14 protein-coding genes and 2 tRNA genes are annotated in these 9,577 nt (G+C 55.8%); 4 read left to right on the top strand and 12 right to left on the bottom strand.

The window, feature by feature from the left end:
• Positions 1-406: 406 nt before the first annotated feature.
• From BRA62_RS02835 to BRA62_RS02815, 5 genes are all read right to left on the bottom strand, one after another.
• Entirely contained in the window at positions 407-910 is a 504-nt protein-coding gene (locus tag BRA62_RS02835) for an HNH endonuclease signature motif containing protein (protein WP_292364618.1), read from the bottom strand.
• 343 nt (positions 911-1,253) lie between these two features.
• Positions 1,254-2,066, bottom strand: a complete 813-nt coding sequence (locus BRA62_RS02830) for a flavodoxin family protein (protein WP_292364617.1) — start codon at positions 2,064-2,066, stop codon at positions 1,254-1,256.
• A gap of 175 nt (positions 2,067-2,241) precedes the next feature.
• Positions 2,242-3,027 (bottom strand): alpha/beta fold hydrolase, encoded by a 786-nt coding sequence (locus tag BRA62_RS02825; protein ID WP_292364616.1) that lies wholly within the window; start codon positions 3,025-3,027, stop codon positions 2,242-2,244.
• Positions 3,028-3,062: 35 nt separating this feature from the next.
• Positions 3,063-3,377 (bottom strand): antibiotic biosynthesis monooxygenase family protein, encoded by a 315-nt coding sequence (locus BRA62_RS02820; protein WP_292364619.1) that lies wholly within the window; start codon positions 3,375-3,377, stop codon positions 3,063-3,065.
• A 229-nt stretch (positions 3,378-3,606) separates the two neighbouring features.
• The gene (locus BRA62_RS02815; RefSeq protein WP_292364615.1) at positions 3,607-3,948 is read right to left on the bottom strand and encodes a DUF2769 domain-containing protein; all 342 of its coding nucleotides are present in this window, start codon (positions 3,946-3,948) and stop codon (positions 3,607-3,609) included.
• 350 nt (positions 3,949-4,298) lie between these two features.
• On the opposite strand from BRA62_RS02815, the gene BRA62_RS02810 reads away from it, so the two are divergent.
• Positions 4,299-5,549, top strand: coding sequence for a cation diffusion facilitator family transporter (locus BRA62_RS02810; RefSeq protein ID WP_292364613.1), 1,251 nt, complete (start codon positions 4,299-4,301; stop codon positions 5,547-5,549).
• A gap of 64 nt (positions 5,550-5,613) precedes the next feature.
• On the opposite strand, the gene BRA62_RS02805 is transcribed toward BRA62_RS02810, so the two are convergent.
• A complete protein-coding gene (locus tag BRA62_RS02805; protein WP_292364612.1) occupies positions 5,614-5,844 on the bottom strand; it encodes a hypothetical protein in 231 nt (76 codons plus the stop codon).
• Positions 5,845-6,034: 190 nt separating this feature from the next.
• Here BRA62_RS02805 and BRA62_RS02800 point away from each other — a divergent pair, with 190 nt between their 5' ends.
• Complete coding sequence (locus BRA62_RS02800) at positions 6,035-6,535, top strand: shikimate kinase (RefSeq protein ID WP_292364610.1); 501 nt, start codon at positions 6,035-6,037, stop codon at positions 6,533-6,535.
• A 12-nt stretch (positions 6,536-6,547) separates the two neighbouring features.
• Here the strand turns inward: BRA62_RS02800 and BRA62_RS02795 are convergent, their stop codons facing one another.
• Complete coding sequence (locus tag BRA62_RS02795) at positions 6,548-7,186, bottom strand: hypothetical protein (protein ID WP_292364608.1); 639 nt, start codon at positions 7,184-7,186, stop codon at positions 6,548-6,550.
• A 112-nt stretch (positions 7,187-7,298) separates the two neighbouring features.
• Here BRA62_RS02795 and BRA62_RS02790 point away from each other — a divergent pair, with 112 nt between their 5' ends.
• Complete coding sequence (locus BRA62_RS02790; RefSeq protein ID WP_292364607.1) at positions 7,299-7,475, top strand: hypothetical protein; 177 nt, start codon at positions 7,299-7,301, stop codon at positions 7,473-7,475.
• 47 nt (positions 7,476-7,522) lie between these two features.
• Positions 7,523-7,699 carry a hypothetical protein gene (locus BRA62_RS02785; RefSeq protein WP_292364606.1) on the top strand — a complete coding sequence of 59 codons (177 nt, stop codon included), beginning with the start codon at positions 7,523-7,525 and terminating at the stop codon, positions 7,697-7,699.
• On the opposite strand, the gene BRA62_RS02780 is transcribed toward BRA62_RS02785, so the two are convergent.
• From BRA62_RS02780 to htpX, 5 genes are all read right to left on the bottom strand, one after another.
• Positions 7,694-8,008 (bottom strand): addiction module toxin RelE, encoded by a 315-nt coding sequence (locus BRA62_RS02780; protein ID WP_292364605.1) that lies wholly within the window; start codon positions 8,006-8,008, stop codon positions 7,694-7,696. The genes BRA62_RS02785 and BRA62_RS02780 overlap by 6 nt on opposite strands.
• 9 nt (positions 8,009-8,017) lie before the next feature.
• On the bottom strand, positions 8,018-8,176 hold the full coding sequence (locus tag BRA62_RS02775; protein WP_292364604.1) for a hypothetical protein: 159 nt from the start codon (positions 8,174-8,176) through the stop codon (positions 8,018-8,020).
• Positions 8,177-8,524: 348 nt separating this feature from the next.
• Positions 8,525-8,598 (bottom strand) — tRNA-Val (locus BRA62_RS02770).
• 2 nt (positions 8,599-8,600) lie between these two features.
• Positions 8,601-8,671 (bottom strand) — tRNA-Gly (locus tag BRA62_RS02765).
• A 73-nt stretch (positions 8,672-8,744) separates the two neighbouring features.
• Positions 8,745-9,575: a zinc metalloprotease HtpX gene (gene htpX / locus BRA62_RS02760; RefSeq protein WP_394339983.1), complete on the bottom strand. Its 831-nt coding sequence runs from the start codon at positions 9,573-9,575 to the stop codon at positions 8,745-8,747.
• Positions 9,576-9,577 lie beyond the last annotated feature (2 nt).

Below are 9,577 nucleotides of genomic sequence, written 5' to 3'. Positions count from 1 at the left end.
TGGAGGAATTCAACAAAGCCGTAATATCACTCTTGTTTCATCGCGTTCTATTGTTGTATTTTTAAACCTAAGAAAATAACTGGTTTTTATGACTGTAAATGATGCAATAATTCCCAGAACATAGAGAGGAATCGAAAGCAACCCAAGTAGGGTGGGTAGTTGGAAGAAGTAGTTAAAGAGGAAAACCATTACAAGGTTCGCACAAATGAAACTCAAAACTGCAGTGTACGATGCGAACGGCTTTACTCTTTCATCGCGAACAAAATTACTCATTCTCATGTCTTGGGGTAGAATTTCTTTAAGTGTCTTAAGTGAAAAGGACATGGAAAAACCTCTGTTTGTAATTTAGTTAGGTTTTCTTTTATTTGCGAAAGAACGGTAGTACATGTGGCTAAGGGATATCCTCCTACCACATGCTCCAATCGTCATCTCTCTTCTTTCGAGTTTTCCTTTTAGACGAGCTGCTTCCCAGCATATCTGGAAAATCCACATCAAGGGGTTTAATCTTAGCAGGAGCGATCCTCGGAGTTTTCAGAACGCCTGATGTGCCAGAGGTGCTATTTATTTTTGCTCTATCCCTCAGAATAGCACTTATCTCTTTTTTTATATGTTCAGATCTCTTCCTGACGATCTCTTTCTGTTTTGTTTTTGGGACCGGCTTATGATGTACGTCGTCATGACAAATGGAACAAAGAACAAGTAAATTTCCGGGTGAATTTAGATCTTTACTTCCCGATGCTGTGTGGACTTCTACGATGTGGTGGATCTTCAAATTGCGCAATGGATATTTCTTTCCGCATAGTTCGCATTTGCTCCCTACTGCTTCCTTGATTCTCCTTTGCTTGGCTGAAGTAAGTGCTTGCCGTGTCCTTTCTGCATCAGTCCTATCATCAAAAATTGAAGGGGCCATAAATCTCGTCCTACAAACCGTCTACTTTCTCCTTTTTTTAGGTCCGGAGCCCATGAGATTTTCGAACATTTTTTCAGATTGTCCTTTCTTTCTCCCGTCACCGGTTTCCCACTTTCTCATAGTGCCTTTGAAGGTTTTGGGTTCGCGCGCCATAGTACTTCACAGATGGCAATTGCACGTAACCATATATATACATGGTGGCATGTTTGGAGAAATTATATATCGGTTTATTGGATCTTACTGGGGGGGTAGTCTTGGTCTGTGATTGCACGACTTTAATCGATGACTGTAATTTTTAGATGGAGGGCGGTTTTGCTCGTGGCAACCAAACCCTCCGCCTTGCTCACCCCACCTCCCTCAAATCCCTCCGCACCCGGCGCCGCTGGTACCACTCCGCCACCGTGCCCAACGCATGGTAGACCGGATTGACCGGCACGTCCACGTAGTAGCGCCTCCCCTTCTCGAGCCAGCCCTGCTTCTCCCAGTAGGCGTGATCCGCGGGAGCCGATTCCCCGAGCTCGTCGCAGGGCGCTCTGCCGATATGGAACGCCATCACGTCGAAGAGCCCGGGCCTCCTCGGCGTTTTCCTCCGGAGCGCGGCGAGGAAGGCCTTTGCCGCCGCCTGCAGTTTCTCCTCGTTCTCCCGCAGCCGGTAGGCGGGGAGCGGGCCCATCTTTGCGTGGGAGACGATCCCCGCCCGGGCGACGACCTCGAAGCCCCAGATGCGGGCCACCGCGTTGAGGTAGTCCAGCACGTCCTTATCCCCCATCACGCCGACGGTGGTGAGGAGGAGCGCTTTCTGCCGGAAGAAGCGGGGGCGGTGACAGATATAGGAATGGCGGTCGATGAAGACCTTCATCAGTCCCGAAACCTGGAACGCGTATACCGGGGTGGCGAAGATCACCCCGTCCGCGTCGTGCATCTTCTGCTCGAGGAGAGCCGCATCGTCCTTGATGGGGCAGTACTCCTCCCCCTGGTCAAAGCAGGTGTAGCACCCGCGGCACTGCTCCAGGCCGACGTCCCCGAGCATGACGTACTCCCACTCCACCGCTGCCTCTGCCTCGAGGATCTCGCGGATCCGCTCGGCTGCACGGTAGGTGTTTCCCTTCCGGGCGCTGCCCATGATGACCAGGACCTTTATGGGCCGATCTTCCATGGAAGAGTAAAGGCCTGTCTCATACATAGACTTTCTTCCCCCGTACCGGCAGCCGCGTGCGGTTGCATGGGAAATGGGAGCTGAGAAAGGAAGTATGTGCAAAACCGGGTGAGTAAAATGGGCCGGGCCGTTCAGGCGCGTCTGAATCCGACCCGGTCAACGTACCCCTGCATGGCTAGTCCGGCTCCGTCAGGAACCCGGTGACTAACCGCACGAACAGTTCCGGTGCCGTGCTCATCGCGATATGCTGCTGCCCGGGCATGACGACGATCCTGCTGTTCGGCAACGCCGCATGCACCGCCGCCGCGCCGGCCTTGAGATGTTCCGGGCTGTTCTCGCCCTCCAGGAGCATGGTAGGGACGTTCAGGCTCTTAAAGCGCGAGGGCTCGAAGATATAGTCCTCGTCCGCGAATTCCCGCGGGATTGTGTGCGCCGCCGCAACCCGGGCCGCCCAGGCCGGCTCCTTTCGCAGCATGGCGATCTGCGGTTCCGGTATCCCGACGACATCGCGGTAAAATGCGAGCAAAACCCCCTCTTTGTCCCCTGCATCGAGGAGCGCCTGGATTCTGGCCCGTGCACCGGGCGGATAGATAGGCACCCCCGCCGGTATCGGCGGTTCGTACAGGATGAGTCTGTTGAGGTTCGTGACACGGAGCGCCGCCTCGAGGGATATCAGTGCGCCGTAGGAGTGGCCCAGCAGATTCACCGGCCCGGGGATAGAACCCACCACAGCGGCGATGTCCTCGTACTCGCGCTCGAGGGCGTAGTTCGCCGCATCTCCGCTCTGGCCGCGGCCGCGGCGGTCGACGGCATACACGGTGAACGTCTGCTCGAGCATCGGGAGGACTGTCTGCCAGCGCGTATGATCCGCAGTTGTGCCGTGCACCAGAACCAGGGCCGGCCCCGTTCCGCTTCGCTCGTAGGCGATGTGGGTTCCGTCTTTCGACCGTATCGTCTCCATCGGCATCTCCTCACTCCGTACGTCGTTTCGACGGGTTATCGCGTGAGGTGGGCCACCTCTTTCATCGTCCCGGGCGTCACCTCGTCGCACAGCTCCCTGAGTTCGGCTATGGACGATGCGAATTCCGGAGTTTGTCGCCACGCAGCAACAGCCTCCAGAGAATCCCAGGGGCCAAAAGAGATGAACCTGTTTTTCTGTTCCAGGTCCTGCACCATGTACACCCACCTGCTGCCCTCCAGGTTTTCCAGAGACCACCGGGCAAATTCCTCCCATTTTTTCACAAATATTTCTTCCTTTCCGGGTTTCACGATCCACAGGCCGACCGTGAAAACCTGCCTCTCATGAGTCATCGGGTCCACCGGAGGACCGTAGCGCTTGTTACTATTAATGGTTATTACCGGACCGTCGTGCCGGCACTGCCGGGTGTGATCATAGCAGAAATACCTATGGAACTCCAATGAAAGCGAATGAGAAAGCCGCTGGCAATGCAGCCTCATGCATGATAAATAGACCCAAAACCAATGATGGCTCAGTCTGTAAAGCAATATCCGGGTAAGATGGTGCTGAAAACACCATCCCTCACATCTTCAGCATCGTATCGAAACGTTGAGCCTTTTCATTCCCCATAAGACAGAAGGACTGATACTTGAGTCCCATCTGATTGGCCACCGGGCAGCCGGGGCAAAGACATCCTTTGTTTTCCGTAATACAGTGGAAGCTGCGCCCGGTGGAACAGAACAGAAGTTCCCCTGCATTTTTCGCGCAGTCGTTGTTCGTAGGGCATTGGGGGCACAGGCATATCTTTTTGAGCTCTTCCACCTTCATCTTGATTTGATCCATGGGCATGTTCAGTATCTGCTTCTGCATTTGAACGTACAGGTTTTCGGGAATCATTTCTTTTTTCTCCTCAAATTGTGCCATACAAATCGTTCGGACTGGCTTCGATATTATTAATATATTTTTGCGAAGATGGACAAGACATATCTGTGGTGTGGATACAATCCGCCAGGCGTGGCCACGGTAGAAATGCATGAGGAGACAAGAGTAAAAAAGAAAAGCAATTCAAACGAATCAGGAGGCCGTTCATCTTACGTTGCCCGAAGATGCCATTGAGACCCCGTGTTACCTACGCATGTAGAGCCGTACCATCCGTATCCTCCGCCATGAGGGGCTGCCGTGATGCTGCTGTGCCCTCTTTCCCATCAAATAGGGCATAATGGTTAGGTTAATAGAAGCGTCACACCAAGGAATGCATTAAGGGGCGATCCGGTATGCAGGAAGAGGTGCAGGAGGCGGCGGGATCTTACCGGACGCCGGACTCCGTCATCCTGCGTGTCGCCCTTCTCTCCCTTGCCGTCAACGCCGGGCTGATCGTCGCAAAGCTGGGACTCTCGGTCTATTCCGGTAGTCTGGCCCTCCGTGCGGACGGCATCCACTCGTTCGTGGACGTAGTCGCCTCGATTGCGCTGATTGCCGGGGTGCTTCTCTCCTCACGCAAGCGCCGGGATTTTCCGTACGGGCTCTACAAGGTTGAGAACGTCGTCTCGGTGGCGATTGCTCTCCTCATCTTCTTCACTGCCTTTGAGATTGCGGCGGAGGCGGTGACGGGCGATGCCGTCGCCATGCCCTACAGCGGGTGGGTCCTCCTCGCCGTCGCCGCCTTCATCCCCGTGCCCTACATCCTCGGCACCTACGAGGTGAACGTGGGGCAGAAGTACAACTCCCCCAGCCTGATCGCGGACGGGCAGCAGCACCGGGCGGATGTTCTCTCCTCCTCGATCGTGTTCTTCGCGCTCCTCGGGCAGTTCTTCGGCATACCCCTGGACCGGATCGCAGCCGTCATCGTCGCCGTCTTCATCGTCCGGGCGGGCTGGGGGATCTTAAAAGACAGCATGCGGACCCTCCTGGACGCCTCGGTCGATTACGATACGCTCAACGAGATCCACACCATCATCCTCTCAGACCCGATGGTGAGCAGCATCAAGAGGATCACGGGCCGCAACTCCGGGCGCTACATCTTCGTGGAGGCGATGGTCGAGATGGCGGAGTCGGATTTTGAGAAGGCGCATCGGGCGAGCGAGCGCATCGAGCAGGATATACGGCGTCAGGTGCCGAACGTCGAGCGGGTCCTCATCCACTATGAACCCAAAAAGAAGACGCACTTACGGTATGCGGTGCCGCTGCAGGATCGGGAGGGCTTGATCAGCGCTCACTTCGGTGAAGCGCCGTATTTCGCGATCCTCGACTATGACGTTGAGAAGAATAGCATCGAACGGCAGGATATCGTCGCCAACCCTTTCAAGGACGTGGAGAAGCGGAAGGGCGGGCAGGCGGCGGAGATGCTGCTCGCGCAAAAGATCGATGTTGTCTTGCTGCATCACTCGCTCGCGGGAAGAGCGGCCGGCTACGCGCTTGAGGCGGCGGGGGTCGAGATGAGGATGACCCCTGCGGCAACGCTTGCGGAAGTGATCGACGATCTGGTCGGGCGTCATGGGGAGGAGGGCGGCGCTTCGCTCCGGTGATCTCTTCGTTTATAGACCCGGATGAGATGCCTCGAACCGGCCATAAACATGATCCGCTTGCGTATCAGGCTATTCTGCCGCGTCTCACGCTGACGATGGCGACAATGGCCCCGATGATGAAAACAATCGCTCCCGCTACCGCCCAGAACGGGGATGGCCCGACAACCTCCTCGCAGTTTGCGATGCATAATATCGGGCGCATCCGAAGAACTCCCGTGCCTTGCAGAAACCATAACAGGCCGAGAAAGGCTACAAATACGCCGATAAGTGCTCCAACCACTTCTTTCACGTTCATGTTTGATCGAACGCCGATCTTCGATACCGGATAAAATATCTTCTGCCTCGCAGGTCGTGATGCCGCCTGACACTGTTCCGGGCTATGAGCGTGGCCGGGGTAACTCCAGGCGATTGCACCTTCTGTCAAACAACCTTCATATCTCCCGAAACCCCACCTGGATCTCAACAGAGGGTTCCGGGAGAGCAGTATGCATCACCGCAAAAACATCATCCTCATCGGCATGCCCGGTGCGGGGAAGAGCACCGTGGGCGTCATTCTTGCAAAAACCCTCGGCATGCAGTTCATCGATACGGATATCCTGATACAGGAACGGGCAGGGAAGATGCTGCAGGAGATCCTTGATACGGACGGGCCCGATGCGTTCAAGCGGATCGAGGAAGAGGCGATCCTCTCCCTTCACCCCGACCGTGCGGTGATCGCGACGGGCGGCAGCGTGGTCTGCAGCCCCGATGCGATGGCGCACCTGAAGTCGGAAGGGGTGGTCGTGTACCTGGAGATCTCGTACGAAGAGATGGAGAAGAGGCTCAAGAACATCACGACCCGGGGAATAGTCCTCCTTCCGGGCCAGAGTCTCCGCGGGATGTACGACGAGCGCGTCCCGCTTTATGAGAAGTATGCCGATCTCACCGTCGCGTGTTCGGGCGGGGATCTCGAGTCCGTGGTCGGGAACGTGATCGAAGCGTTGTGAGGTGTCCGGGGGTTACGATCCTGTTTCTGCAACCAGGAACCGCCCTTCTTCATCCTCGGCAAAGCGTACCGTGACCATCTCCCCTTCGTGCACGCCGAAGTCCGAGTAGGGTTCGTTCAGGAGCGTCCCCCGCAATGACGCGCCGTCGTCCGACTGACCTTCCAGGCGGACCCAGACTCCTTCGGGGATTGTTTGGTGGTTTTTTGAGTAAAGGATCACCGATACGTCGTCGAAGCACCCCGGTGCCCTGAACCTGTCGAGGTCAACCCTCTTTCTTACTGCCTGGAGCGCTCCCGGTTCGTAGTAGATCCGCCATCGCTGTTCTTCGAGCAGCGAGAGACGGTTCGCTTCGTCGTTCGACAGGAGCGTATACGCCTCGACTTCATCGGAGGAGAGTATGAGGCCTTCGCCGTGGTTCTCGAAGTTTACGACGATTTCCGGCGGCTTTCCCGCCCCGGTCCGGCACAGGGAGTGGATGCGGAAGGTGATGCCCTCTTCGTGGTCGACGTAAAAGAAGCCGATGCAACTGTCCGCGTCCGGCCGCATCAGTCCCTTCGCGGAGAGGATGCGGGAGATGCCGGGACTCAACTCTGCGATTGCCCACCTGTAGATGATCTCCCGGTCCGTGTAGGGTGTCGTTCTGTTGTTCATGTCTTGGTACAAAATTCTCGCGGCAGCGTGAAAGGGGTTGTGAAATGTTTATGGGAAGTTCTTGATTTTTCGGGAGAGTCAATTGGGTGTTTGGGGGTTCGGGGAGGGTGGGGTGGTGGTTCTGGTCGGGCATTGGGCTCTCTTGTATATCGTCCATGATCTCAAGCGCACCGTTGCCGCCATGCTCCGCGACGGTATCCCCCGCCGGCAGATCGTCGAGGAGACTTCAGCCCTCTATGGCATCCCGGCGGAGTGTGTGGAAGAGGTAGTGGCCGCGGTCCCGGTGTGAAAGTGATCCCCAAAACTATATCATTCCAGATACAGACATCATCATGCATGCCGACGAAGACGGTAGTCGAGCAGAAGAAGGCAACCCCGAAGACCGCGCCTAAAAGAACCCTTACCCAGGCTGAAATCCAGGCCAGTGTCGATAGACTGGATGCAGACATGGAGAAATGGGGTAAGGGTCGGAAATATACCTTGGCCGAGGTGGAAAAGAGGCTGCGATTATAAATCGATGTGCGGGTACTTCTTGTGCGCCGCCTCGAAACCCATGACCTCATGGATTTCCACAGACGTTTTTTGCTCTGTTTTCACCACCTTATAAAACACCGTGTATTTCCTCTGAATATGTAGCCAGTGAGTGTTCTCCTTCCCTTTCAGTTTCTTCTTATTGCACTGTTTAATCGAAGTGAACAGGTGTTCACCCAGGCAGAATTTTATTTTATCGATGATTTTTTTGACATACTCGTTATTTCCGCGCTTGATTGCCTGAAGGTGTTTCTCTGCCGTATCAGTAAATACGATCTCGTATTTCGTCATGCGCCTCCCTCAGACCTCGACGCCCCGCGCACGCAGTGCGGCGATCACGCCCTGTTCAGCAGCTTCCGACATGGGGATCTTCTCATCCATTGCAAGGAGGTAGACGTTCTCACGGATACGAACGGAAGTCTGCTGAAAAACCTCCCCCTTCGCGTTTATGTGCTTCATAAGTCAATAGGTGGCAATTATAGCCACTTAAAAAGCGGGTGTCAAACAACCCCCTCTTTTTCAGCCGCCCCCCCTTGACACCTCATCCTTAAGACAACCTAAACAGAGAGTTAGGCAACCCGAAAGTGTGCGCACAGGAGAAAAGAAACATGGAAACAGAGAAAAGAAGAAAAAAAGCAAAATCCACAGAGTTAGGCCGCGACTGAATTTATCGATTGATCCCGAGAATCACGGCATCTGAAGGAAATCGGCGTTAACGCTTCCCGATTGCTCGATAAAGCAATTTCCGAACTCCGAATGGTAACGCCCCATAATCTGGTTCTTATATCTCAAAAGAAGGAAGAATCATGGGCTCGTCGTGATTCGAACACGAGATCTTCGCCGTGTGAAGGCGACGTCATAACCAGCTAGACCACGAGCCCCATGCATCGACCGGGAATTGAACCCGGGCTATTGGCTTGGAAGGCCAAAGTCATACCACTAGACCATCGATGCAACGCACGATCTGCCTACATAGATAGACCGCGCTGAATATTAAATATTGGGTGGGCGAGGAGCCGGGGCGGGTTTAATACCCGCGCCGCTGCGCCTGCAGCTCCTCGAGGGCGGCCACCCGCTTCTCCAGCGGCGGGTGCGTGGAGAAGAGCTCCATCAGGGTGTTGCCCGAGAGCGCCGGGATGATGAAGAACGCGTTTGCGCCCTCCACTTCCTGCTTCTTCTCTGCGGGGACGTAGTCCATCCGCCCGCTGATCTTCTGGAGCGCCGATATCAGCGCCCGCGGGTTCTCCGTCAGTTCGGCGCTGCCCCGGTCCGCGGCGAACTCCCGGTAGCGGGAGAGCGCACGGGTGAGCAGGGTGCTCAGGACCCAGACGAGGATCGAGACGATGTAGACCAGGATCAGCGCGCCCATGTTGCTGTCGCGGTTGCCGCCGCCGCCGCCGAAGAGAGCCATGAAAAACCAGTTGCGCATGATCAGGAAGGCGAGCATCGATATGAAACTCGCCATCGTCAGGGTCAGCATATCCCGGTTCTTCACGTGCGACATCTCGTGGGCGAGCACCGCTTCGAGTTCCTCGCGGTTGAGCGTCCGCATGATCGAGTCGGTGACCGCCACGACGGCGTTCTTCGGGCTGCGCCCGGTCGCGAACGCGTTCGGAACCGGGGAGGTCATGATCCCTACCCTCGGTTTCGGGAGGCCCGCTCTCGTGGCGAGGCTCTCGATCATCCGGTGCAACTCCGGGTACTCGTCCTCTTCGACGATCCGGGTGCTGGTGCTCCAGAGCACCAGCTTATCGGAGAAGAAGAACTGGAGGAACGCCATCCCGGCGGCCACCAGCAGGAGGAACTCAAAGGGGAATCCCAGGGCGGAAAGGACGCCTAGGAAGATCAGGTAGACTATGA

This window comes from Methanoculleus sp. UBA208, assembly GCF_002498065.1.
Taxonomy (GTDB): Archaea; Halobacteriota; Methanomicrobia; order Methanomicrobiales; family Methanoculleaceae; genus Methanoculleus.
Note: the sequence above shows the minus strand (reverse complement) of the source record. Positions and strands in the feature narration are given on the sequence as shown.

What these genes read in the sequence shown, in the direction of transcription:
- BRA62_RS02815 (WP_292364615.1), bottom strand. Translation starts at nt 3,948, where the DNA reads ATGGCACAATTTGAGGAGAAAAAAGAAATGATTCCCGAAAACCTGTAC.
- BRA62_RS02800 (WP_292364610.1), top strand. Translation starts at nt 6,035, where the DNA reads ATGCATCACCGCAAAAACATCATCCTCATCGGCATGCCCGGTGCGGGG.
- BRA62_RS02810 (WP_292364613.1), top strand. Translation starts at nt 4,299, where the DNA reads ATGCAGGAAGAGGTGCAGGAGGCGGCGGGATCTTACCGGACGCCGGAC.
- BRA62_RS02835 (WP_292364618.1), bottom strand. Translation starts at nt 910, where the DNA reads ATGGCCCCTTCAATTTTTGATGATAGGACTGATGCAGAAAGGACACGG.
- BRA62_RS02825 (WP_292364616.1), bottom strand. Translation starts at nt 3,027, where the DNA reads ATGGAGACGATACGGTCGAAAGACGGAACCCACATCGCCTACGAGCGA.
- BRA62_RS02795 (WP_292364608.1), bottom strand. Translation starts at nt 7,186, where the DNA reads ATGAACAACAGAACGACACCCTACACGGACCGGGAGATCATCTACAGG.
- BRA62_RS02775 (WP_292364604.1), bottom strand. Translation starts at nt 8,176, where the DNA reads ATGAAGCACATAAACGCGAAGGGGGAGGTTTTTCAGCAGACTTCCGTT.
- BRA62_RS02830 (WP_292364617.1), bottom strand. Translation starts at nt 2,066, where the DNA reads ATGGAAGATCGGCCCATAAAGGTCCTGGTCATCATGGGCAGCGCCCGG.
- BRA62_RS02820 (WP_292364619.1), bottom strand. Translation starts at nt 3,377, where the DNA reads ATGACTCATGAGAGGCAGGTTTTCACGGTCGGCCTGTGGATCGTGAAA.
- BRA62_RS02785 (WP_292364606.1), top strand. Translation starts at nt 7,523, where the DNA reads ATGCCGACGAAGACGGTAGTCGAGCAGAAGAAGGCAACCCCGAAGACC.
- BRA62_RS02805 (WP_292364612.1), bottom strand. Translation starts at nt 5,844, where the DNA reads ATGAACGTGAAAGAAGTGGTTGGAGCACTTATCGGCGTATTTGTAGCC.
- BRA62_RS02780 (WP_292364605.1), bottom strand. Translation starts at nt 8,008, where the DNA reads ATGACGAAATACGAGATCGTATTTACTGATACGGCAGAGAAACACCTT.